This window comes from Shewanella sp. BJSY2023SW007 (assembly GCF_047314525.1).
Classification (GTDB): Bacteria; Pseudomonadota; Gammaproteobacteria; order Enterobacterales; family Shewanellaceae; genus Shewanella; species Shewanella chilikensis.
In genome coordinates, this window is record NZ_JBKORL010000005.1 from 1 (window position 1) to 22,872 (window position 22,872).

General features: G+C 51.8%; 25 protein-coding genes. 13 read left to right on the forward strand and 12 right to left on the reverse strand.

Annotated elements, in window-relative coordinates; genetic code table 11:
- Positions 1 to 135: 135 nt before the first annotated feature.
- Together ACMHXE_RS01225 and ACMHXE_RS01230 are read right to left on the reverse strand one after the other, a co-directional pair.
- Positions 136 to 375 (reverse strand): galactosyldiacylglycerol synthase, encoded by a 240-nt coding sequence (locus ACMHXE_RS01225; protein ID WP_101054799.1) that lies wholly within the window; start codon positions 373 to 375, stop codon positions 136 to 138.
- A gap of 62 nt (positions 376 to 437) precedes the next feature.
- On the reverse strand, positions 438 to 839 hold the full coding sequence (locus ACMHXE_RS01230; protein WP_101054803.1) for a hypothetical protein: 402 nt from the start codon (positions 837 to 839) through the stop codon (positions 438 to 440).
- A gap of 239 nt (positions 840 to 1,078) precedes the next feature.
- Between ACMHXE_RS01230 and ACMHXE_RS01235 the strand changes: the two genes are divergently transcribed.
- Positions 1,079 to 1,651 carry an SRPBCC family protein gene (locus tag ACMHXE_RS01235; RefSeq protein WP_165564448.1) on the forward strand — a complete coding sequence of 191 codons (573 nt, stop codon included), beginning with the start codon at positions 1,079 to 1,081 and terminating at the stop codon, positions 1,649 to 1,651.
- Here ACMHXE_RS01235 and ACMHXE_RS01240 read toward each other — a convergent pair.
- On the reverse strand, positions 1,639 to 2,580 hold the full coding sequence (locus tag ACMHXE_RS01240; protein ID WP_413731163.1) for a sodium-dependent bicarbonate transport family permease: 942 nt from the start codon (positions 2,578 to 2,580) through the stop codon (positions 1,639 to 1,641). The two genes, ACMHXE_RS01235 and ACMHXE_RS01240, sit on opposite strands and share 13 nt — an antisense overlap.
- A 92-nt stretch (positions 2,581 to 2,672) precedes the next feature.
- Here ACMHXE_RS01240 and ACMHXE_RS01245 point away from each other — a divergent pair, with 92 nt between their 5' ends.
- Both ACMHXE_RS01245 and ACMHXE_RS01250 read left to right on the forward strand, forming a co-directional pair.
- On the forward strand, positions 2,673 to 3,635 hold the full coding sequence (locus tag ACMHXE_RS01245) for a LysR family transcriptional regulator (protein ID WP_101054811.1): 963 nt from the start codon (positions 2,673 to 2,675) through the stop codon (positions 3,633 to 3,635).
- Between the two features lie 114 nt (positions 3,636 to 3,749).
- Positions 3,750 to 5,117 (forward strand): alanine/glycine:cation symporter family protein, encoded by a 1,368-nt coding sequence (locus tag ACMHXE_RS01250; RefSeq protein ID WP_101054814.1) that lies wholly within the window; start codon positions 3,750 to 3,752, stop codon positions 5,115 to 5,117.
- A gap of 56 nt (positions 5,118 to 5,173) precedes the next feature.
- Here the strand turns inward: ACMHXE_RS01250 and ACMHXE_RS01255 are convergent, their stop codons facing one another.
- On the reverse strand, positions 5,174 to 6,526 hold the full coding sequence (locus tag ACMHXE_RS01255; RefSeq protein ID WP_101054817.1) for a flavohemoglobin expression-modulating QEGLA motif protein: 1,353 nt from the start codon (positions 6,524 to 6,526) through the stop codon (positions 5,174 to 5,176).
- A gap of 222 nt (positions 6,527 to 6,748) precedes the next feature.
- Here ACMHXE_RS01255 and ACMHXE_RS01260 point away from each other — a divergent pair, with 222 nt between their 5' ends.
- On the forward strand, positions 6,749 to 7,714 hold the full coding sequence (locus tag ACMHXE_RS01260) for a PDC sensor domain-containing protein (protein ID WP_101054820.1): 966 nt from the start codon (positions 6,749 to 6,751) through the stop codon (positions 7,712 to 7,714).
- A 37-nt stretch (positions 7,715 to 7,751) separates the two neighbouring features.
- Here the strand turns inward: ACMHXE_RS01260 and ACMHXE_RS01265 are convergent, their stop codons facing one another.
- Positions 7,752 to 7,934 carry a PA3496 family putative envelope integrity protein gene (locus ACMHXE_RS01265; RefSeq protein ID WP_025886854.1) on the reverse strand — a complete coding sequence of 61 codons (183 nt, stop codon included), beginning with the start codon at positions 7,932 to 7,934 and terminating at the stop codon, positions 7,752 to 7,754.
- Between the two features lie 303 nt (positions 7,935 to 8,237).
- Here ACMHXE_RS01265 and ACMHXE_RS01270 point away from each other — a divergent pair, with 303 nt between their 5' ends.
- From ACMHXE_RS01270 to rimK, 4 genes are all read left to right on the forward strand, one after another.
- Positions 8,238 to 10,370 (forward strand): CHASE domain-containing protein, encoded by a 2,133-nt coding sequence (locus ACMHXE_RS01270; protein ID WP_373296808.1) that lies wholly within the window; start codon positions 8,238 to 8,240, stop codon positions 10,368 to 10,370.
- The gene (locus tag ACMHXE_RS01275) at positions 10,367 to 10,798 is read left to right on the forward strand and encodes a response regulator (RefSeq protein WP_101054827.1); all 432 of its coding nucleotides are present in this window, start codon (positions 10,367 to 10,369) and stop codon (positions 10,796 to 10,798) included. The genes ACMHXE_RS01270 and ACMHXE_RS01275 overlap by 4 nt, the downstream gene beginning before the upstream one ends.
- Before the next feature lie 12 nt (positions 10,799 to 10,810).
- Entirely contained in the window at positions 10,811 to 12,538 is a 1,728-nt protein-coding gene (locus tag ACMHXE_RS01280) for a putative bifunctional diguanylate cyclase/phosphodiesterase (protein WP_101054963.1), read from the forward strand.
- An 85-nt stretch (positions 12,539 to 12,623) separates the two neighbouring features.
- The gene (gene rimK / locus ACMHXE_RS01285; RefSeq protein WP_101054830.1) at positions 12,624 to 13,529 is read left to right on the forward strand and encodes a 30S ribosomal protein S6--L-glutamate ligase; all 906 of its coding nucleotides are present in this window, start codon (positions 12,624 to 12,626) and stop codon (positions 13,527 to 13,529) included.
- Positions 13,530 to 13,552: 23 nt separating this feature from the next.
- Here the strand turns inward: rimK and ACMHXE_RS01290 are convergent, their stop codons facing one another.
- The 3 genes from ACMHXE_RS01290 to ACMHXE_RS01300 all read right to left on the reverse strand — a co-directional run bounded on the left by ACMHXE_RS01290 (position 13,553) and on the right by ACMHXE_RS01300 (position 15,352).
- Positions 13,553 to 14,245, reverse strand: coding sequence for a TorF family putative porin (locus ACMHXE_RS01290; RefSeq protein WP_101054833.1), 693 nt, complete (start codon positions 14,243 to 14,245; stop codon positions 13,553 to 13,555).
- 265 nt (positions 14,246 to 14,510) lie between these two features.
- Positions 14,511 to 14,783, reverse strand: a complete 273-nt coding sequence (locus ACMHXE_RS01295; RefSeq protein WP_039034447.1) for an HU family DNA-binding protein — start codon at positions 14,781 to 14,783, stop codon at positions 14,511 to 14,513.
- Between the two features lie 173 nt (positions 14,784 to 14,956).
- The gene (locus ACMHXE_RS01300) at positions 14,957 to 15,352 is read right to left on the reverse strand and encodes a hypothetical protein (protein WP_101054836.1); all 396 of its coding nucleotides are present in this window, start codon (positions 15,350 to 15,352) and stop codon (positions 14,957 to 14,959) included.
- A gap of 119 nt (positions 15,353 to 15,471) precedes the next feature.
- Here ACMHXE_RS01300 and ACMHXE_RS01305 point away from each other — a divergent pair, with 119 nt between their 5' ends.
- Positions 15,472 to 15,981 carry a DUF4240 domain-containing protein gene (locus ACMHXE_RS01305; protein WP_101054839.1) on the forward strand — a complete coding sequence of 170 codons (510 nt, stop codon included), beginning with the start codon at positions 15,472 to 15,474 and terminating at the stop codon, positions 15,979 to 15,981.
- 6 nt (positions 15,982 to 15,987) lie between these two features.
- Here ACMHXE_RS01305 and ACMHXE_RS01310 read toward each other — a convergent pair whose 3' ends face one another.
- Positions 15,988 to 16,293, reverse strand: a complete 306-nt coding sequence (locus tag ACMHXE_RS01310; RefSeq protein WP_101054842.1) for a hypothetical protein — start codon at positions 16,291 to 16,293, stop codon at positions 15,988 to 15,990.
- Positions 16,294 to 16,570: 277 nt separating this feature from the next.
- On the opposite strand from ACMHXE_RS01310, the gene ACMHXE_RS01315 reads away from it, so the two are divergent.
- Positions 16,571 to 17,095: a DUF3016 domain-containing protein gene (locus ACMHXE_RS01315; RefSeq protein ID WP_101054845.1), complete on the forward strand. Its 525-nt coding sequence runs from the start codon at positions 16,571 to 16,573 to the stop codon at positions 17,093 to 17,095.
- Here ACMHXE_RS01315 and ACMHXE_RS01320 read toward each other — a convergent pair.
- The gene (locus ACMHXE_RS01320; RefSeq protein WP_373296804.1) at positions 17,092 to 18,825 is read right to left on the reverse strand and encodes a GGDEF domain-containing protein; all 1,734 of its coding nucleotides are present in this window, start codon (positions 18,823 to 18,825) and stop codon (positions 17,092 to 17,094) included. The genes ACMHXE_RS01315 and ACMHXE_RS01320 overlap by 4 nt on opposite strands.
- A 145-nt stretch (positions 18,826 to 18,970) precedes the next feature.
- The gene (locus ACMHXE_RS01325) at positions 18,971 to 19,282 is read right to left on the reverse strand and encodes a prephenate dehydrogenase (protein WP_101054850.1); all 312 of its coding nucleotides are present in this window, start codon (positions 19,280 to 19,282) and stop codon (positions 18,971 to 18,973) included.
- A 47-nt stretch (positions 19,283 to 19,329) separates the two neighbouring features.
- Between ACMHXE_RS01325 and ACMHXE_RS01330 the strand changes: the two genes are divergently transcribed.
- Complete coding sequence (locus ACMHXE_RS01330) at positions 19,330 to 20,217, forward strand: TraB/GumN family protein (RefSeq protein WP_101054853.1); 888 nt, start codon at positions 19,330 to 19,332, stop codon at positions 20,215 to 20,217.
- A 45-nt stretch (positions 20,218 to 20,262) separates the two neighbouring features.
- Positions 20,263 to 20,898, forward strand: a complete 636-nt coding sequence (locus ACMHXE_RS01335; protein WP_101054856.1) for a chemotaxis protein CheD — start codon at positions 20,263 to 20,265, stop codon at positions 20,896 to 20,898.
- On the opposite strand, the gene ACMHXE_RS01340 is transcribed toward ACMHXE_RS01335, so the two are convergent.
- Positions 20,859 to 21,653: a methyltransferase domain-containing protein gene (locus ACMHXE_RS01340; RefSeq protein ID WP_101054965.1), complete on the reverse strand. Its 795-nt coding sequence runs from the start codon at positions 21,651 to 21,653 to the stop codon at positions 20,859 to 20,861. The two genes, ACMHXE_RS01335 and ACMHXE_RS01340, sit on opposite strands and share 40 nt — an antisense overlap.
- Positions 21,654 to 21,851: 198 nt before the next feature.
- On the opposite strand from ACMHXE_RS01340, the gene ACMHXE_RS01345 reads away from it, so the two are divergent.
- The gene (locus tag ACMHXE_RS01345; protein ID WP_101054967.1) at positions 21,852 to 22,685 is read left to right on the forward strand and encodes a MaoC/PaaZ C-terminal domain-containing protein; all 834 of its coding nucleotides are present in this window, start codon (positions 21,852 to 21,854) and stop codon (positions 22,683 to 22,685) included.
- Positions 22,686 to 22,872 lie beyond the last annotated feature (187 nt).

A 22,872-nucleotide genomic window follows, 5' to 3' on the forward strand; every position in this document is an offset into this window, starting at 1 on the left:
AATAGACATAAAAAATCGGAAACCTACAAACAGGTTTCCGATTGTCTCTCATCAGAAGGATCGGTCAACCGATCCTTATCTGATCTACATTGCCCTTAATAAAGGAGCGTTTTTATTGTTGGTGCAAACCTGGCTTTAGCCTTGGCGCTGCCAGAGGATCTCCAGTTCATCGGCTTCGCCCATGGCGGCTTCCAACAGGTTGATGAGCTCGGCATCGGCCTCTATGGCCTTAAAGGTTTCCAATTGAGTGCGGTTCAGCCAGTAGTCCTGGTCGGCATCATGCTCTTCTACCAGGTTGTCGATCAGGAACTGCAGCTGTTGTTCGGAGATATGGCCGATAACGGCGCCGGTTTCTTTATTGCTGAGTTGGATCATTCTCTCTCCTTGGATTGGTGTGGCCTCAGTGGCCGAAAATCATAGCTTGCACTATATCCTCTTCAGTGAGTGCGTTGAATCCCATGTTTTGTCATAAAACTCTCTTCATAAACGACCCCGGTCAGGGTGGCGATAGCTAGGCCAAGCACCAGTGCCAACAGTAGAGGCTTGCAAACCCCCATGGGCACCAGCCAGATCAGTAACAGTGCCAATACGCAAATGCCACCACTGATAGGGTTGAATAAGAGTTCCAGACTGATCTCGAAAACACTTAAGGTTTCTGCGTCCTGATAGCGCCGGAAATGGAGCAGGAAATAGAGAGCTCCGCAGAGCAAACTGACACTGGAAAATGCCAATAGGCCGCTGAAGCTGAAAGTTTCTTTGAAGTACAAAGTGGCTTGGTAACCCGCCACAGTCAATATTGCCAGCCAGATAACAAGTAGTGGCGCCAGGATCAGTCCCATTATACTTCCTAGGTTAGACGTCCATGTTTACAGGTGACTGTAACCTAAAAGCATATGCACAACAAACCACCAGTGGATGATTTGTGGCCCGGCTCGCTTCTCCACCAAGATTTGTTAGTGCTAACAGAGGTAAAACCACTATTTTCAACATTTAACAATCTGGTTACTTTTTGGGCTGTTTGCAGGATATACTCAGACAAGTAATTGTTGTCGGAAGAAAACTTGTTTGGAGAGTCCTTATGCGTTTTATCAAGACACTGTTTATCCTGTTGGCACTGATAGTGGCTGTGCCGCTGATTGCCGCTCTGTTTGTCAAAAGCGACTACCAGGTGACCACCAATGTGGTGATAAATCGCCCGGTGGCCGAGGTGTATGACTATGTAAAGTATCTTAAGAATCAAGATAATTTCAGCGTTTGGGCCAAGATGGATCCGGCGATTAAGCGCAGTTATCGCGGCGTTGACGGCACTGTTGGCTTTGTCTCGGCTTGGGAGAGTGACAACCCGCAGGTGGGCCAAGGCGAGCAGGAGATAGTCGCCATGGAAACCAACAAGCGCATCGATTATCAGCTCAGATTCCTGACTCCCTTCGAGGCTACTGAACCTGCCTACATGCTGTTTGAGCCCTATAAAGGCAATAGGACCAACCTTAGTTGGAGCTTTAAGGGGCATCTGGATTATCCGATGAATCTGATGTTTCTGTTTGTCGACTTTGAAACCATGATCGCCACGGATCTATTGCGTGGGCTCAGTAATCTCAAGCTGTTACTCGAGTCAGAACCCGCGCCGCAGGAACAAGTTCAGAGCCCGTAAATCCAGGCCACCCATTGACGGTAAAGATTAAGCCCTATCAGCAGGTTAATCGGGAAGGTGACCCCCAGCGAGGCCAGCATGGCCACGCCGATATTGGCCGATGGAATGGCCGCACGGATCGCCGCCGGTGCCGCAATATAAGAGGCGCTGGCGCAGAGACCGGCCAGTACCAATGTCGAACCGGCGGGCAGCCCCAGGGCGTGACCTGTAATGATACCCACCCAGGCGAGCACAAAAGGGGTGATGGCGGCAAATACCAATAGGCGCCAGTGACTCAAGGGCAGTGGAGCACAAACCCTGGCGGTACACAAGCCCATTTCCAGCAGGAATAGCGCCAGCAAGGTCTTGAATCCCTGCATCAGCACAGGGCTTAACGAGGCCAAGCCCTCAGCGCCGTAGCCCCAACCGATAAGCACGCCGCCCCCCAGCAGTATCACCCCACGACTTGTGAGTGCTTCCAGCAGAATATTGCCACTGCCTCCCGTTTTATCCCGGTTAAGGCGTCGATAGAGCCACAGCATGACTATGATGGATGGCAGCTCCAGCAGTACCAGATAGAGAGTGGTTTCGGGCTTGAGTGGCCAGCCCAGCTGTTCTGTCATGGCGTAGACAACGGCAAAAGTCCCGGCACTGACCGAGCCGTAGTGGGCGGCAATACTGATGGCATCGCTCTGGGATAGGCGAACCACTTTTTTCAGTATGGGATACAGCGTCAGCGGGATTGCCAGTCCCAAACCTATTACTAGTCCCAGTTCGGCAAAGGACAGCTGATCTGTGTGGCCGTGTAGCGCCATGCCGCCCTTGAGGCCCAGGGTCAGCATTAACAGTATGGAAAGGGTTTCGTAGGTGGATTCGGGGACTCTGAGATCCGATTTGAGCAGACCGGCCAACAGGCCTAGGCCGAAAAAGGCAATAACAACATCAGGCATGGGATTCTCCTTGTTAGACGGCTGGAGATTGTGCTCGCCCGGCGCTATATTGGAAAATAAATTATTCACTGCATATATATAGATAATTATCTATGGATCTTCGCCATCTCAGCCTGCGCTTGTTGCAGGTGTATATCGAAGTGGTTCGGCGGCAGAATATTTCAGCCGCCGCCAGACACCTGTATCTGACTCAGCCGACCGTGTCGCTGCAATTGAAAAAACTGGCCGAGCTGGTGGGTGAGCCTTTGCTGGAAACCGGCCCGGGAGGGCTGCGGCCGACTCAGGTGGGGCAGGAGTTGTACCGGGCGGCGGTCGATGTGATGACTCGTTTGGAAGACTTCAACGGCATGCTGGCCAAGGTGCGGGAAGGGCAGAGCGGCCACATCAATATCGGCCTGGTGACCACGGCCAAGTACGTGGTGCCGCGGATCCTAGGCGCTTTCTATCGTCGTTTCCCCGGTGTCCGAGTCACACTGAACATAGGCAACCGTGCCCATGTGCTGAATCGTTTTGAGCATCTGGAAGACGATCTCTACCTCTTCAGCCATCCTCCCAGGGGCGAAACTGTGCAATCGGCACGGATCATCCGTAACCCACTGCAGTTGATTGCCCCCAGAGATCATTGGGCCGCCGGGCAGAGTGAACTCAAGTTTGAGCAGCTCAGTCGCGAGCGGTTTCTCATCCGTGAGCCGGGTTCGGCTACCCGTTTGATGTTTGAGTCTTGGCTCAGCGGTCAGGGGGTGGAACTGGGCGACTGTATGCAGATAGAGAGCAATGAGGCCATTCGTCTGGGGGTCGCCTCGGGGTTGGGGTTATCAGTTATCTCGGCCCATACCCTGGAGGAAGGGCGCGAGCGCCCGGCTATTCTGGATGTGAAGGGCTTCCCGTTGGAAAGCAACTGGTATCTGGTGAGCCGTAAAGACAGGCGTATGCCCTATGCGGCGCGGCAATTGGTGCACTTTATGGCTGAGCATCTGCAGCAGTGCATAGAGGCTGAATGGGTGGCTGGTGATATCGCCCAGCTACCAACCAACCTGGGGTTGAGCGCCGACTGAGTTTGACCTCGGGTTTCCAATTGTTAATGTTTCGTTGTAATCTGGGTGTTCCTTATGCAGTTTTGCCATAACAGGTGGAAACTGCAACGATAACAATAACTACACGAGGTTGGAATGGAAACAATAATGGAATGGGTTAGCCAGCTCAACAGCCTGGTTTGGGGTGTGCCCATGCTGGTGATGATCCTGGGGGTAGGACTGTTTCTGTCCATAGGTTTGCGCTTTATGCAGCTTCTCAAGCTGGGGCGGGGGTTCCGCTTACTCTGGTCCGGGCGGATCCCGGATAAAGACACCAATATGAAAGGGGAGATCAGCCCCTTCAATGCGCTGATGACGTCACTGTCGGCCACCATAGGGACAGGGAATATCGCCGGGGTGGCGACGGCAATATTTCTTGGCGGCCCGGGGGCGTTGTTCTGGATGTGGTGCACCGCGCTGGTGGGGATGGCCACCAAGTTCTCCGAAGCTGTGTTGGCGGTCAAGTATCGCGAGGTCGATGACAGCGGCAACCACATAGGCGGCCCTATGTACTACATCAAGAACGGCCTCGGCCAGAAATGGGCCTGGCTGGGAACTTTATTCGCCTTATTTGGTGGTTTTGCCGGTTTTGGTATAGGCAACACAGTGCAGGCCAATTCGGTGGCCGATGCCTTGGATAGTAACTTTGGCGTTCCAGCCTGGGCAACCGGCCTGGTAATGATGATTTTGGTGGGTGCTGTTTTAATGGGCGGCATCAAGCGGATTGCTGATGTGGCCGGTAAGTTAGTGCCCTTGATGACAGTGTTTTATATCACCGCAGGCTTGGCTGTGATTGTGGTCTATTTCGATCAGATCCCGGCGGCGTTGGAGTTGGTATTTGTGAGCGCCTTCAGCCCAGTGGCGGCCCAGGGTGGTTTCGCCGGGGCGGCAGTTTGGGCTGCCATACGTTTCGGGGTCGCCCGCGGAGTGTTTTCCAATGAGGCAGGTCTTGGCAGCGCACCGATTGCCCATGCGGCTGCGCAGACCAATAACCCAGTGGCTCAGGGCCTGGTAGCCATGCTGGGTACCTTTATCGATACCATAGTGGTCTGCTCCATCACAGGTTTGGCGATTATCGTTTCCGGTGCCTGGACCTCGGGGGAAACCGGCGCGGCCTTGACCTCCTATGCTTTCAGCCATGCCTTGCCTATAGGGCATTACATAGTGGCGGTGGCTTTGGCTATTTTCGCCTTTACCACTATTCTCGGCTGGAGCTTTTACAGTGAAAAGTGCGTGCAATATCTGTTTGGTATTCGCGCTATAGTGCCGTTTCGCTTGGTCTGGACTCTGATGGTGCCAGTAGGGGCCGTTGCGTCTCTGGACTTTATCTGGCTGGTGGCCGACACCCTCAATGCCATGATGGCGATTCCCAATCTGATAGCCCTGGCGCTGCTCAGCCCTGTGGTTTTCGCGCTGACTCGTGAATATTTTATCAAGCAGCGCCAGGCCGAGTTGCAAAAATAGTGGGTCAATCAAGCGATCGCCATAAAAATGGGCAACTTATAGTTGGCCATTTTTTATCAGTCGGCGTTACTGTCAAACTCAGTGTCTTCCAGTAACTCGAACATGGGCTCGGCATTGGGTAACTGTTTGAATAGGTGACTGAAGTGTCGCTGCACGCCTTTGAGATCTATCCCAGCCATGCCTGAGGCGAAACCAAACCAGGCATAGAGGCCACTGAAGTTATCGAACATAGGCGGCAGATACTTGGGGGCGGCAATAAGCCCCTCCCTGTGGGCCTGATAAAGCACCGGGATATCCTCAATGGCCAGCTTGCCGACAAACAACATGGGGATGATCTCCGGGATCCCGGCTGTGATGGCAGAGCGGATAAAGTTAATGTTTTCCACATAGCCGCGCACATAGGAGATATCCTTGGTGAAGTAGCTGCCGCCTTGCACCATACCACCGCGAAATACTCGCTGAGTCACCCGGTAGCTGTCTCGTTTGCTGAGGTTCTGGCCGCAGAAATAGTTGAATACTTCTATGAAGTCGGCGCCTTGCTCGGCCATATCGACCGCAGTGATCCTGTCGCTGATGCGTCTGGCCCGCCCAGGGTTGGAGCTCAGGGTGATGGTTTCCATCAATACGGCTAGCCCTTCTTGGGCTGCGGCTACCCTGGGAGAACCAACACTGAGCCAGGTGGCCCAGGGTTGAGCCCGGCCATTGAGGGTGGTGCCCACATGTACCCAGCCCTCATGTACCTCATAAACATCGAGGTCCGATTGACTGAACAACGCCTTGCTGTTGAGTTTGACCGTATCGCCGCCCACTGCGGCATCCGAGACTATGCCGTCACTGAGGCGCACCCGAATATCGTCGCTGTGGAAATAATCTTTCAGGCGGCGGCTGAGAATATCCACCGCCTCCGGCGCGGCGATTTCTTTGGGGTGATGACGATTGCTGCGCAGCGCTGCCGGTAGCGAGAAGATGTAACTCAAACGATCGCCGAGCTGCCTGAGATTATGTCTGTCGCCGTGGAGCTTATGGTTGGCACTGCCGTAGAGGCGACGGCTGAATTCACCGAAATCGGCCTTGCCTCTATGTTGCAGCATGTCGATAACCTGAAGATATTGCTCGATATTGGCCACCAATATCTTGCCCAGCTTGTCGTATCTTCCCAGGTGCTTGCGGGTCTGCAAACGCAATTCGGTTAACTCTTGGCGGGTTTTATCCGGGTCAAAAGGCAGTGGCAGGCGCTGGTAAAACTCGGCGTCTATGGCGGGTAACTGCTTGCCGTTGTTTTCGAGAAATCGGGCTTCCACCTCCCTCGGCCACTTGATGGTATCGAGGATTTTTATCGGTTTTTGCAGCCGGATCAGCTCGTCCGAGAGGCGCCGTAGATCCTCTTTATAGGTACTTGTGTCTGGCATCAATGGTCTCCTCGGAAGACACAGGTTATTGGCGGCTATCATCTTGGATAACGCGCTGTCTGGCAACAGAATTTATCCTTGCCAGATCTTGGTGCAGTTGCTTGGTTATTGAGCATAGTCGCCGCGTATGATTTAAGCTAATTAATTGATATTCATCATGTTGCAATATTGGCACTCAAGCTGCTTATCTGAGGTTGTATAGGCGAACTTTCAGGAGCCGTTATGGCAAACATGAGTTACTTGAGTGTGATTGAACGTTTTCATGAGTATCAGCCGCTAATCGATGAACTATTGCAGTCGATTTTGACCGGAATGGCCGACTCTCAGCTCTTTGATGACACAGGGCGGGCCATCAGGGTGTTTTCTGAAGTGGCAGCCTGTTATCCCTTTGTGGAATTGATGTATTTGCTGGATGAAAATGGTCACCAAGTGAGCCCGAATCTGGCGCTTATCCAGCAAAAGATCAAACTGCTAGCTGTGGGTGAGCATCCGGATCGCAGCCAGAGGCCCTATTTTCTCAATGCCGGCGACAAGAGCGGGGTACAGATAACTTCACCTTATCTTTCCAATGCTTCCGGGCAACTCTGTTTGTCGGCATCCATGGGCGTGAGTCGTTTGGATGCCAGTCGCGGCTTTGTGGTGGTGGATATCAACCTGACCCGGCTGATTGAGTTTATGATGGGCGACAGTCACAGGCGCAAGGTGACGCCGCTGTTCAAGGCAGTTTATCTCACTCTGGTGACAGGGCTATTCATCATAGTCGGGGTACTGGTGTTGATCTCGGCCAGGGATATTTGGCATTTATTGGCGCAGGGGCCGCAACTGGCTCATGATTCGCTCAAGCCGTTTGGGATCATCATCTATATCACCCTGGCGTTGGCGATATTCGATCTCGGCAAGACCATACTGGAAGAAGAAGTGTTGATGCATAAAGACATCTTCCGCCACAGTTCCACCCGGCGCACCATTACCCGCTTTGTTTCCACCATATTGATCGCCATCTCTATCGAGGCCTTGCTGACCATGTTCAAGGCATCACTCGGACAGGTGGAGTACATTCAGGGAGCGATTTTGATGATGTTGGCGGTGGTTGGCTTGTTGGTGGCCTTGGGACTATACGTCTGGTTGGGGGCAAAGGCCGAGGCCTTGCTTACCCAAACCCAGTCTTTGAGAGGACGGCAAGGGTAAGGAGGGTGTTGCTGGCACCCTCCCATATTAAGGAAGGCTAAAACATATCGTCATCATCGAGCCCCATGGCTCGTCTGAGTTCCAAGCGCTCCAAGTAATCTTCCAAACGGCGTTTTACCTGGCGTTTGTGTTGCAGCGCCTTTTCGGCCTGACGGTTTTTTGGGGTGGTCATTGCTTCAATTTCAGCATCGTTGGGCACGAGTTCAACAATATGGGCCATCACGAATTCCTCACGGTTTATCCAAGGATTTTCTAGCCAAAAAAGCATTGGCTGAAAAGCAAAAATTTTTGTCTAACAAAGCAAATGATTCTGTCCGTCCCTCTACTCAATATTAGCTTTGGTTAAACTGAAATCTAGCACTGAGTTGCAATAGGAAGTGAGATCGAGACAACATTTTGACGATCTTTTCCAAGAACCTAAATTTGAGGGGGTTTTGCTGTTTTTAACTTGTTTTTTTCATGAACCCGACCAGAATTAACCCCATGGCATTTGCTTAATTGGCTAAGGACTCGGCTGTTTATGATCCCGGACGATCGTCTCACCGCATCATCCACCTCTGTAAAACGCTTCGGCTTTTCCACTCCGGCCTCGGTTTGGGTGATTATCCTGGTTGCACTCCTTTTTACTTGCCTGGGTTGGTATCTGTTTAATCAATATGCGGAGCAGCGCGGACGTGAGCGCTTTGAGTATCAGGCCATGTTGGTCAAAGATGCCATAAGAGATCGTCTGTTGACCTATGAGCAGGTACTGCGGGGGGGCGTGGGCCTGTTTATGGCATCCGATGGCGTGACCCGTGAGGAGTGGCACGAATATGTGACCAACGCCAAGATGGAGAGTTTTTATCCCGGGATCCAGGGAATAGGCTACAGCGTTATTGTGTCACCGGAGCAGTTGACTGCCCATGAGGCAGCTATCCGCGCTGAAGGTTTTGAAGAATATCGGGTGTACCCAGTTGGTAAGCGTGATACCTACCAGGCCATTATCTATTTGGAACCCTTTGATTGGCGTAACCGGCGGGCATTTGGTTATGACATGTATTCCGAACCGACTCGCCGAGAAGCAATAGATAGAGCCATCAACACAGGGGAGGCGGCGATCTCCGGCAAAATTACCTTGGTACAGGAAACCCAGCAGGATATTCAGGCCGGCTTCTTGATGTATTTGGCGCTTTATGATGAAACTTCTGCCGGCCCCAAGGCTGCTACAGGTGTGGTCTATGCCGCCTTTCGAATGAATAACCTTATGCAAGGCATTTTGGCCGATAAGTTTCCCAGCCTGAATCTAGAGATCTTTGATGGCGACACCCCCTCAGACACTTCGTTGCTGTACAGCACTGAGGAGCTGGGGCCGATTGCCAAAACCTACAATCATGTGTTGCCGCTCAAGGTCGGTGGTCATCAATGGTTGCTGCAAATCGGCGCTGACAAGAGTTTTGTCACTGAAACCGAGAAACTGCAAAGCAAATTGATGCTGGGCATAGGCCTGCTGTTTATCTTGGTGCTGCTCTATTTTCTGCTCAGTAATGCCAGAGCCAGATATCAGGAAGGCTTGCTGGCCAACGAGATACTGGCCAATGAAAAACGCTTCCGCTTGGTTATAGAGGCCTCGCCGTCGGCGCTGATCATGGTTGACGGCCATGGGCTCATCACTCTGGTCAATGCGCATACTGAGCAACTGTTCGGTTATGCCCGGGACGAACTACTGGGCCGCAGCGTGAACATACTGCTGCCGGAGAGCCTGCATAAGTCACACAATCAACACATGGGCGGTTATCTGCAGCAGCCTATTGCCAAGAATATGTCCCAGCGTGATGACCTGTTCGGCCGAGCCAAAGACGGTTCTCTGGTGGCGGTCGAAGTGGGGCTAACCCCAATCCATTTCACCAATGGCCAGTCGATTTTGGCCACTATCAATGATGTGTCGGATCGCAAAAGGATTGAAGCCGAGAAAGCTCGTCACACAGAGGAGTTGGAAAAAATAAACCGTGAGCTGGACAGTTTTGCCTATATAGCCTCTCACGATCTTAAGTCGCCGCTGCGGGGCATAGAGCAGTTATCCGAGTGGCTGGCAGAAGATCTCAGCGACAACAGTAGCGAACAGGTGCAGAAGTATCTGCACCTGATCAAGAGTCGGGTCCAGCGTATGGTCCTGCTGCTGGATGGCTTGCTGACCTTCTCGCGTATAGGCAGGGTAGATACCGAGTTGACCGAAGTGGACAGCAAGCAGTTGCTGCAGGACACCTTCAGCCTGGTGGCTCCGCCAACTGGGTTCAAGCTGGTTATCTTGTCTGAAATGCCTGTTCTGACCACGGCCAGGGTGCCGCTGGAGTTGGTATTTAGAAACCTGTTCAGCAATGCCATCAAACACCACGACAAGGGGGAGGGTGTACTCAGCGTCAGCAGCGAGCGCCAGGGCGACTATTATTGTTTCTGTGTTACCGATGACGGCCCTGGGATAGCGGCCAAGTTTCATCATAAAATTTTCGCGATATTCCAAACGCTTAAGCCTAGAGATGAGGTAGAGGGCAGTGGCCTGGGGCTCTCTTTGGTGAAAAAGTCGGTGGAAAATATGGGCGGCAAGATCTGGGTGAAATCGGAAGGGCGTGGTTGCAGCTTTTACTTTACCTGGCCGGTGCACTTCAAGGAGGAGTCATGAGCCAAACTGCCGGATATAAGGAAGTCACTATTCTGTTGGTCGATGACGATGATGTCGATTACATGGCGGTACAACGGGCAATGCGGCAGCTTAGACTACTGAACCCCTTGGTCAGAGCCAAAGATGGTTTGGAGGCCTTGGAGATGCTGAATGATGGTCGGGTACATCATCCTTATCTAATCTTACTGGATCTCAATATGCCGCGGATGAATGGCTTGGAGTTTCTTGGTCATATCCGCAATGACCCTGCATTGTCTCTCTCAGTAGTCTTTGTGCTGACCACCTCAAGCGCCGATGAAGACAAGGTAGAGGCTTATAAGCATCATGTGGCCGGCTATATGGTCAAACATGAAATAAGCGATGGTTTTTATAATATTTTCAATATGTTGGAAAGCTATTGGCGTATTGTTGAACTGCCGGAAGCCTGAGGGATGGAAAGCATGAATTTGCTGTTGATCGATGATGATGAGATAGACAGAGCCGCTATCATTCGTGCCCTGGATCAATCGTCACTGGCGTTCAAGGTGCTGGAGGCCAACTGTGCCCAGAGTGGCTTGGAGTTCGCCTGCCAGCAGCACTTCGATGGCATACTGCTCGACTATATGTTGCCCGATGCCAATGGTCTGGAAGTATTGAGCCGCCTTAATGAATCGGCCGGAGAGCAAACCGCAGTAGTGATGATCTCCCGTTATGAAGACGACAAGCTGGCGCAGCGCTGCATCGAGTTGGGGGCACAGGATTTTCTGCTCAAAGATGAAGTGAATACCAGCCGCTTGACCCGTGCTATCCGCAATGCCAAGCAAAGGGCTTCCATGGCTTTGGCATTGCGCCAAAGCCACGAGAAGCTCAAAGAACTGGCTGAACATGATTCCCTGACCAAACTGGTCAATCGCTACGGTTTTGAACTCTGCCTGAATCGCACCTTGAGTCAGGTCAAGCGCCATCAGGACATGCTGGCGGTGATCCTCTTGGATCTGGATGATTTCAAGGGTATCAACGACACCTTAGGGCACCAGGTGGGGGATATCCTATTGGTGGAAGTGGCCAACCGTCTAAACGCGGCGCTCAGGGAAGGGGATCTCATTGCCCGTCTCGGTGGCGACGAGTTTGTGGTGTTGGTGACAGAGTCCGAGAATCGTTACTTCCCTATGGCGGTGGCCAATAGGCTGCAGCAGGCCTTCGAAGAGCCTTTCCCGCTGGGGGAACATGATGTGCTTATCGGCGCCAGCATTGGCATTGCTGTATACAGCGATTCTGTCTGCGACAGCTCAGAGCTGCTCAAGTGTGCCGATATTGCCATGTATCGCGCCAAAAAAATTGGCCGTAATCAGATCCAGTTTTATTCCGAAGAGTTGGCCAGGGAGGTCAGGTTTCGTAACCGTATCGAGATGGGACTGAGAACTGCGCTGGAGCGGGATGAATTCAGGGTCTTTTATCAGGGCAAATTTGATGCAATTTCCGGCGAGCTTTTGGGAATGGAAGCCTTACTGCGCTGGCAACATCCGGAAGATGGCCTGCTGGCGCCCGACAGTTTTCTACCGATAGCCGAAGAGATAGGCTTGATTGATGAGATAGGTGAGTGGGTGTTGGCACAGGCCTGCGCGCAAACCGTCGAGTGGCTGACGATGCTGGCTCCGGTAGGAAAGCAGTTATCTGTGGCGGTTAACCTGTCACCGTCGCAGATCATTCGCGAAACCTTGTATCAGACCATAGTCAGAGTATTGCAGCAAACCGGGCTGCCGGCATCGCAGCTGGAGCTGGAACTCACCGAAAATGCCCTGATTGAAGAACCGCTGGAGCTGGCCAAGGTGTTGGAGCGGATTGCTGCCTTGGGGGTAGTGTTGTCTTTGGATGACTTTGGCACCGGCTTTTCGTCCCTTGAGCACATCAAATATTTTCCTATCAATGTACTGAAAATCGACAAGAGTTTTGTGGCTTCGGTCGAACAGGATGAACGTGGCAAGCGTTTGTTGTCTGCCTTGATTAATTTTGCCAACGGTTTTAACGTGGTGTCTGTGGCTGAAGGTATAGAGACTGAGGCGCAGGCGCAGTTTTGTCGTGAGCGGGGCTGCAATCTGTTGCAGGGATATCTTTATTGTCGGCCGATTCGGCCCGTGGATTTTGAAGTGCAGCATATTTTACCTTTGCTGGCTGAGGGGAATGTTTGATTTTGCTTGCCTATTGGCAAAGTATGGTCAAAGATGCCCCCTCTTTTTTGCTGGGCCATAACTCTCTTTACCGGGTCTTCCAAACATGAAAATCGGTATCCTTTCTCAATTTCCCGAGCTCTATTCTACCCGCAGGCTGGTGGAAGCCTGTGAGGGGCGTGGTCATCAGGCCTTGGTGATCAATCCACTCAACTGTTATATGAACATCAACTCGGTGCAACCCAGTATTCATCTTGAAGGTGAAGAGCTTGCCGGTTTTGATGCCATTATCCCGAGGATCCATGCCAGTGTGACTTTTTATGGCTGCGCCCTGGTTCGCCAGTTTGAGATGATGGGGGTGTACGCCGCCAATGATTCCATCTCCATTGCCCGCTCAAGGGATAAGCTGCGGGCACTGCAGTTGCTGTCCCGCAAAGGGGTGGGCATGCCGGTCACAGGCTTTGCCAGCAAGCCGGATGATATTCCGGATCTTATCGCTATGGTGGGTGGGGCGCCGCTGGTGATAAAGCTTTTGGAAGGTACCCAGGGAATAGGTGTGGTGCTGGCAGAAACCAAAAAGGCCGCCGAGAGTGTGATAGAAGCCTTTTTGGGGCTTAAGGCCAACATTCTGGTGCAGGAATATATCAAAGAAGCCAACGGCAGTGATATCCGCTGCTTTGTGGTGGGTGATAAGGTGGTTGCGGCCATGAAACGCCAGGGGCCGGAGGGCGATTTTCGCTCCAATCTGCATTTAGGCGGCAGCGCCGAGAAGATTAAGATTACCCCTCAGGAGCGCAAGACAGCCATTGATGCGGTTAAGGCGATGGGGCTGGCTGTGGCCGGGGTGGATATTCTTCGCTCCGAGCGTGGCGCCTTGGTGCTTGAAGTCAATTCAGCTCCGGGTATTGAAGGTATAGAGTTGACCACAGGTATCAAGGTGGCCGAGCCGATAGTGGAACATATCGAAAAAATGGTTGCCGCCCGTAAACGCAATCGACCTGTCATCGCCTGATTGCGCCTCGGGCTTTCCCATCCTTAGAATTCGAACTCATAGACATAGCTGAGCACTATCTTGGCATCGTCGTTCGGCCGATCCGTATCGGCCACCATAAAGGAGACAGAGCCTATTCCTGTCTCCTTGCTGATGGCCAGATGGTAGTCGGCGTAGTCGGAAACTCCAAACCAGCTCTGCACCACATCACCGTCTGAATAACCATAGTGTGCCGTCAGCGTCACGGTTTCCGTGAGGGGATAACTGAAACCTGCGTGGATATAGCTTAAATCCTTATTATCCAGCGGCGCTTTGGCTACATCATCACCAGCGTTAACCACTTTGGCATAACCCAGCTCAAACCACTTCCAGCTGAGAGTCAGCGCCAGCTCACCAAAGTCGATATCGCCTTCGGCATCCGGGTAGCCATAGTAAAGATAGCCGATGTCATAGCCAAAGTCTTCGCCTATGCTGCCGGAGTAACCGCCGTAAAAATCGAGCTCGTAACTGGTGTCATCACCAAAGTCGACATTGGAGGCCCAGGTGCCCAGGTAAAAGCCTGTATCGTGGCTATAGTCTATACCACCTTGAACGGCGACAGAGTCATCCGTCTGGGTAACCCCACGCCACAGATAGTTGGAGGTGGCTCCTATATTCCCTGATACAGTCGCCTGGGCTTCGCCGGCCAGCAACAACAGACCTGCGATAACTGACATTGAAAACTTGGTGTGTTTCATTCTCATCCCCTCAATGGTTTGGATTCCGAAACCGGTAATAGCGACCGGCGCAGACACTCGTTATTGTCTGTGCGGAATGAGCGAATCTTGTGCCAAGTTTAAATAGGCATTAAATACATGTGGTTAGCTTTTGAATATAAAGGAGGTTAATGAAATGTTGCGTTTAAATGGGGCGTTTTGCCCTTTTTTTGTGCAGTTGAGTGTTGGGCACGACAGGCAATAAAAAACGCCTCATTATGAGGCGCTTTCATCCGTGAAAAGCGGCTTAGTTGACGCTGTCACGCAGTGCCTTACCGGCCTTGAACTTGGGAATCGTAGCGGCAGGGATCTGGATCTCTTTACCGGTTTGCGGATTACGGCCAGTGCGGGCCGCGCGGGTTGAGGTTTCGAAAGAACCAAAGCCTACGATGGAGATTTTAGATCCTTCTTTCATGGCATCAGTCACTGCTACTTCGAACGACTTGAGGGCGCGGGCAGCTTCTGCTTTGGACAGGTTTGCATGTTCTGCCATTTTTGCGATCAGTTCAGTTTTGTTCATCTGGAGCGTCTCTTCTTTCCGTCGATTGAATTATTATTGCCCATCTAACATGCCATAAGGTTTTTGGCTTGAAAAGGCCTTTCAGCGGGCTTCTTGAGCTTTATTTGTTATTTTTTAACCAAAATTATACAAATTTGTGAGCTGGGCGCCGATTTCCTTAAATTCAGTGCGATCTAGTCAGATTTTTCCTGTTGCAAAAAGCATTTTGTGTTGGCGGAAAAAGCCACCCAATACTGGAATAACAGTAAGGCCAACAACACAGCCGCCAGCGGCAGCAAGGGGATATTGCGCCCAGCCAGCTCAAGTTTGACATCTTCAGGTGTTATCTGCAGTGCCATCAGTGCAGTAGCGGCCAATGCCAGCAGCCCCAGAGTCTGGATAAAGAGATAGATACGCAGTGCCCACAGCGACCAACTTGTACGTAACACTATGCCCACCAATACTGGGATGACTCCCAAGGTAAATAGATCTATTGCCCCCGTACTGATGGTGCGCCACAGTGCTACCCCGGCCAGTACCAGATAGAGGATGCAAAGTAGTACCAAGGGTATTGGTCTTGAAATGGACATAAATGACTCCTGTGAGAAATTGGCCTAAGTCTATGGAAAGCCCTGGAGTGAGTCCAGCCGGATTTTAATCGCTTTTTCCGGTAAAATGAGCGCTGACATTTTTGGCAGGATAACACTCAATGACAGAAGAGCAGTTCTGGGAGCTGGTCAGCCGCGACTATCCCGATCAGGACCAACAGCAACTCCAGGCGCGTTTGACCGAAAAACTGCAAAGCTTGAGCGATGATGAACTGGCAGAGTTTGATAAACACTTTGCCCGGCAGCTCCGGCTGAGCTACAGCTGGGATCTTTGGGGCGCTGCTTACATCATCGCCGGAATCGATTCAGATTATGGCTTTGCCGAGTTTCGCAATTTCCTGGTGACTCTGGGAAAGGAGCGTTATCAGGCGGCCTGCAATGCAGCGGATTCGTTAGGGGAGCTGGAAGTTTGGCCACAATTGAATGGTTATGCCTATCCTTTTGTTGAGGAAATAGATCTGTTGGCCGGCCAGTTATACGAGACTCGTACCGGGAAAGAGTTACCGTTTGTGCCTTCGGGGCTGAGTCAGCCCAAGGGTAAGCGTTTCAACGATCAGCCCAAGGCTCTGCGTAAACTGTACCCCAAGCTCTGTGCCCGTTTTCCTTTCTAAGCAGGCTTAGTCGTTGCGCATCTGTTCACACTGAAAGCCCTGACGGCGGGAGTCGAAGCGGCAATAGCTGCCACACTCCCAAGGTGCCCCCTCTGCGGCCTGGGACTTCTCGGTAGCAAACGCCTTACAGCTGGCATAATCACCAAAATCGTCCTCTTTGATATAACGCCCCGAATCAAAGCCATGGGTATAAATGAAGGCACTCCAGGTTTCCGGCCCCTTGGGTTTGGCATCCTGATTGATGGCGATAAGAACAATTCCCAGAGCGGTAAATAGTCCCAAGGTAATCAGCAAAGGCGGTGAGAGTTTCACTGGTGCTCCTGTTATGGCTCGGTTTTTGGTTTATTAGATTACTTCCTCGGGCCTGACTCAAGCCGCATTGTTTGAAAGTTTGTTGTTGCTGCTACAAATTGATACTCAGGTTAATCTTTTTGGATGGTGTATTGCGAAAAATACTACATTAAAATAGCTACTTATAACACAATGCTATTCTCATATTAGTTTTGCGTTAAGCCCGGATTCAGGTTAAATTTTATACTCTGAGTTCGAAGCAAAAGCATACTGACAATCGCTCCCAAAGGAGGCTGATATGAAAATCAGACATCTGTTACTTGTAAGTGCCCTGGCCTCTGGCTCGGTGCTGGCGGCCGATAAGGCCGATGAAAACCCGGTTACTGAATCGGGTAAGGTGAAAATAGAGTGGCAGTCACCCAAGGATTTTCGGGATATCAAGTCTGCCGGTGAGCTGCAATCCCGGTATGAAAAACGTCTGTTTGATACTTTGACCAAAGCCTTGGATAAAGATGTTTCCTCATCTCTAAAAGATAACCAAAAGCTGGAACTGACAGTCACAGATGTGGATTTGGCCGGTGATGTGCGGCCTACCTTTGGCGCTACCGCCAACGATATACGCGTAGTCAAGAACGTCTATCCGCCTAAGATCAGCTTCAGTTATCGCTTGATGGAAGGCGATCAGCTAGTCATTGCCGGCGATGAAAAGCTGACCGATATGCAGTTTCTCGACCATGTAGACAGAATCAACAGTGACAGCTTCCGCTATGAAGAAAGAATGCTGAAAGACTGGTTCCAGAAAACACTCAAGCCCAAACTCTAAGCCGTTTTCGGCATCTCCAGCAAGCACAGCCCTTGAGGGTTGTGCTTGGCCTGCTTTTTCGCCAGCGCACACAGGCGGGACAATTCATGCTCGTTGGCGTCCAGGCTTAATGGCGGTGGCAGTATTCCGACGCTGAGGCGCAATAGCGGTTGAAAGCATTCCTGCTCTTGTCTGTCCTGGGCAAACAAGTGCTGCCTTTGCCAATGTTCATCACTGAAAAATTGCCTCTTGCCCCGTTCAAACTCTGTCAATATCTGCTGACAAACCCTGAGCAGTTTTGGCTCTGTGCCTATCATCACAAAATCATCGCCACCCACGTGGCCGATAAACTGTGCCTTGCCATATTGTCTGAGCAGGCCGGCGACGGCCCTTATCACCTCATCACCACGACCGAAGCCATAGATGTCGTTATAAGGCTTGAAATGGCATAGATCAAAATAGGCCAGATAAAAATGCTGTCGCAGTTTACGTAGCCGTTGCAGCTCTTCCTGAATGGGCACATTTCCGGGCAATTCCGTTAATGGGTTTGCGTGGCGTGCCATCTGTATTCTGTGTTCAGTGATGCGTTGCAGCAGCTCGCGGGTGTGACCAAGACCGATAAATTCCCCTTGACGCAGAATAATGAATTCCTGCGCTATTTCGGAGCCAGGCTTAGCGGTAAGTTTTTGGCTCACCAATGACAGAGGTGTAGCCGCATCGACCATAAGCACATCTCTGTCCATGAGTTCTGTGACCGCCTGGTGCTCATGAAGGGCGCGGCCATAGGGGCGGGAAAATAGCTCCATCAGCCGATGGCGATAGATCAGTCCCAAGGGACGCTTTTGCTCCAACACCACTATGCACTGAAGCTCCGGCTGGGCGAGAAAGCGTTCACTCAACTGCTTGAGCTCAGTCTCGGAGGGGCAGGTTTGTGCCTGATGGCACAGGCTCTCTGCCGCCTCGTTGTATCTCGGTTGTTCCTGCTGACGAATGGCAAGATAGCGGGTTTGCAGTTGTCTATCTGGCTGCGCCTCGGGTCTGCCGAGCAAAAAGCCCTGGCAATAAGTGAAGCCGAGCTGGCGCAATATGGTCAGCTCGGCTTCAGTCTCTATACCCTCGGCGATGACTTTACAGGTCAGGCTTTGGCAAAGCTCTATGATGGAGCGGACAAACTCCTGTTTTACCGGAAACTTGTCTATCTGATGAATAAAATGGCGATCAATTTTGACATAGTCGGGGGAGAGTTCTGACCAGAGACGCAGGCCAGAATAACCGGCACCCAAGTCGTCGAGAGCGGTTAAAAAACCTTGGTTACGATAGTGATTAAGGCAGGCTTTGAGCTGATCTATGTCATCGGCCGGGTATTGTTCCGACAGCTCTATGACCACATTGGATGGCGCTATGCCGAACTGTTGCAAGAGCTTGAGGGTTTGCCCCTTAGGATGGGTTGGATCCAGCAGTGCCTTGGGGGAAATATTGATAAACAGCTTGCCAGGCAATTGTTTTTGCTGAAATTGGGCTATGGATACCCGGCGACACAAGGTCTCCAGCTCGGAGAGACGTCCTTGGCGTTCGGCAGCGCTGAACAGATGAAATGGAGAGTGAACACTGCTGCCTATGGGGCCGCGGCTAAGAGCTTCGAAGCCGTGGATACTATTACTGTCTATATTGATAATAGGCTGAAACAGTGCGGTGACATCCTCGTTATCCAACACACTTCCAAGTTCAGCTATCCTGTCTATGGCCATCAAACTGCAATACCTCTCCAGGCCCAAATCGGATAGAGTTTAGTCTTGCTAGATGACATTTAGATGACAAAGCCGGGGTTGGCCCGGCTCATATTATTGATTCAGCTGTTTGAACTCTCGCTGCTTACTCTTATGTAAACTTCTCTAGCTACTTACTCTGCTGTTTAAATTTTTGCAGTGTTTGCAGCAAGACCGCCAGTTTCGGTAGCAGCGCCTCCAACTGTTCCGGTGTAGGTGCCGTTTCGGCTTCAAGATCCGCTACCGCCTGTGCCAACTCCTGTACATAAGGGAGGAAGCGATTACTTCGGGTGGTAAAGCCTTGTTCTTGGGTGAATACGGCAGAAAACTTTCCATGACCGGCCTGTTGCAGCTGATCCAGACGATTATCGGCATCGACAGCCTGGCGGTAAGCGGTCTGCAGATTGGCTTTCAGTTGCTCAATGACCTTAGTGTATGGCATAACAGCCTCTAACTGGTGAACTTTGGCTGAAATTATAAGGAACAGGGATGCGCGCAACAAGTCGACTGCTGTGGTTCTTCTTAGGATGTGGCTTACTTTTAAGTGGCGTGGCTCAAGCAAAAGATGGTGATACACCACCCTTCTACCAATTGGAGTTTGCCGGCAAGACGGCTTTTCTCATGGGCTCAGTGCATGTCGGCAAGGCTGATTTCTACCCACTGTCAAACCAGATAGAGCAGGCCTATCGCCACGCCGGCGCTCTGGTACTGGAAGCCGATGTCCGTGATCCTGCGGCGCAGCAATTATTGCAGAAGTATGGCTTAAAGGCCGCAATACCGGATGAGGAAACCCAGACGCTGCTGCAGGAATATTGTGGCGGCAAACCTTTATGCCGGCAATTGGCTATGATGTCCCCCTGGTTGCAGTCGGTACAGATCAGTATGCAGCGCTTCGTTGAACTGGGTTATCAACCCAGCCTGGGTGTGGAACAGTATCTGTTGGATGGAGTCGGTGATAAACCTGTGTTGGAGCTGGAAAGTACAGAAATGCAGTTGGCACTGCTGGACTCGCTGGCGCTGGAGTACCAGTGGAGTATGGTTAGGGAGAGCATTCGCGGCGAAGATCGGGAGATCCAGGCACTGATCACCGCCTGGCGCAGCGGTAATGAAAAAGCTCTGGCTGAGTTGATGCTGCATCAGCTGTCCACCGAAGGTGAAGATGTATTGTTGGAAAAACTGCTGTGGCAGCGTAACCAAGGCATGGCCGAGCGCCTGTTGAGTCTAATGGGCTCCAATCAGGCACCACTATTTGTGGCCGTCGGTGCCGGGCATCTGGCAGGCAAAAGGAGCCTACTCGAGTATCTGCATAAAGCCGGTGTCAGCAGCCGTAACTGCTGGCGGCAAAGCTGTGATATACCGCCCGGCGAGGCAAACTGAGGCGCTGAGGTCTATACTTGCTGTGCTTGGACACAGGGAGTTGAGATGCAAGGCATTAGCGATGCGTACAAGGGGTTTGAAGGAACAGTTCGTCAGTGGGATCAACGTTTTGGCAAGGTGGTTGCCAGGGTCGATCCCGGCGATTTTTATATTACAGGTGCCGATGAGTACATTTTTACCCGCTTGGGGTCTTGTGTGGCGGCTTGTATCTGGGATCCCGTACTCGGCATAGGTGGTCTGAATCACTTTCTGTTACCCGAGCGCAAACTTCACGAAGATTGGCACCAACTGACCAGCTACAGCTGCCGCTACGGCAACTGGGCCATGGAGCAGTTGATCAATGCCATACTCTGTGTCGGTGGTCAGCGACACAGATTACAGGCCAAAGTATTCGGCGGCGCCAGACTGGGCCAAAGCAGTGTGCTGAATGTCGGCCAGTCCAACATAGATTTTGTACTAGGTTATCTCGAAATCGAGCAGATCCCTGTGCAGGCGGAGGATTTGGGCGGCCCTTGGCCGCGTAAGGTGATGTTTCACCCCAACAGTGGCAAGGTCTTGCTCAAGCACATGGATCCCGAACGTCTGGCGCAGCTGGTGCCGGAAGAGAACCGTTATCTGGATCAGATAGTGGATGGCAAAGATCAACCCTCGATCGAGTTGTTCGGCCCGGATGCCTTGTGAGCAATGAAATGCACGTAGCGCCCCAGAGACAGATAGGGTTGCTGGCGTGAGTATTTCAGCTCCATCTCCAGCAGTTGCTGGAAGTCGAAATTATCCGGCAAGCTCTTTTTAAGATAATCATGGATGACCCGTACCCCGGATTCACACCTCAATCTCAGTTGCCACTCGTTAAACCAAGCTTGTACATCGGCTATTTGCAGCGGATGTTTCGGGCTGAGGCGGACTTTTTTGCGGGTTTGCAGATCGGCAGCCACATAGTCGAGATTGCCTGACACCAGGGCGTGAAAGCGCATCGCTTCCTTATTGAAAAACATCAGTGAAAACAGGCCGTCATCTTTCAAGAGTGACAGCAAGCCCGCCAGCGTACCCTTGGCATCATGCAACCATTCGGCAACTGCATGACAGAGAATGAGGTCGAACTGGCCCAGTTCCGTTACGTTCAGCTCCTGAATGGCGCAGTGCAGCAGTTGAATATCCAAGGGCTCGGCCGAGGCGGCAATCTGCTCTTTGGCTTGTTCCAGCATGGCCGAGGAGATGTCGCAAAGAACGACTTCATGCCCCATGGCCGCCAGTTTCTGACTGAAAAAACCGAAACCGCCACCGGCATCCAGTACTCTGAGTTTACGGCCGGCAAAATAGGGTAACTGTTCCTGCAGATCGCGCCAGAGTACGGCGGCTCTGATCTGCCCTTTAGGGGTTCCATAAATATTGTTGGCGAACTTTTGCGCCAGCTTGTCAAAGTTCTGATCTTGCACTTTGGAGGGTTCTGAATGACTTGAAGGCATATAGTGTCTCACAAGCCGCAGCCCTTGGCATCAGAGCCAAGCGCTTATGGCGGACAGATCGCAAAATCATAGATAGCTCCGAAAACGGCAGGGATGAGGTATAATGCTCGGCTTGGAATACTCAAGGTGGGCTTTTTGGTTATGGAATTCAGTGTCGAACTGCGAACAATGCCTTCGTTGTTTTCGCTGTATCGCAAGATTTTTTTCGGGCGAAAGCCTGGCTGGGACAACCAGCCTTTACCTCGTATCAGCGTTAATACTCCCGGCGTGGCTTTGGAGCCCGGCAAGGTGGCCGACTACGCTCAGGTGTGTGGCTTCGAGTTTGATGGCAAAACTCTGCCGCCTACCTATCTGTATGTGATGGCCTTCAGGTTGCATGCGGTGATCTTTACCCATGACGCCATCACTTTTCCTCTGCTGGGTATGATCCACTTGCGTAACCGTATCAGTCAGTTTCGCAGTGTTACTGTGGATGAGCGTTTCGATATCGACTGTCGCCTCACTGACAGCCGAGAGACAGATTCCGGGCTGGAGTTTGACCTTATTTCCAGGGTGACTGTGGCCGGAGAGCTGGTGTGGGAATCCTTGTCTACTTATCTGTATCGCATAGATAAGCCGGGGCGCAGGGCAAGACCCCCCAAGGCCGGGGATATTCAGTGGGAAAACCCCAGTGTCTGGGAGTTGGGTGACGACTTGGGGCGGCGTTATGCCAGGGCCTCGGGTGACTATAACCTGATCCATCTGCATCCCTTGCTTTCCAAGCGTTTTGGTTTCGACCGGGTGCTGGCCCATGGCATGTGGTCCAAGGCCCGCTGCGTGGCTCAGTTGATGCCTGAGCTGGGCAATAGGCCCTGTGTCATTGACGTGGCGTTCAAGTTGCCGCTGTTTATGCCGGCCAGTGTTTGCTTCTGCGCCGAGGCCATGGAGCAGGGCTATAAGTTTGAACTCAGAGATCAGAAAGGGCGCAGGCCGCATCTTTGTGGTGAGATCTCCCTGCTCTAAGCTGTCGGGGCCTAGGTTTTCCGCCTTGGCCCCTGTTTGGCGCCATTATTCCTGCGTTCGCTATTTTCCCTCCGTTCGGAAACTGTTTTTCGGCCAATTCAGGCCAGAGATTTCTTGACCCAGATTAAGGTATTGCTGAATAAAGAGGGCTCCGACTTTAGCTTGAAGCCGGAATGGCCTAGTATGC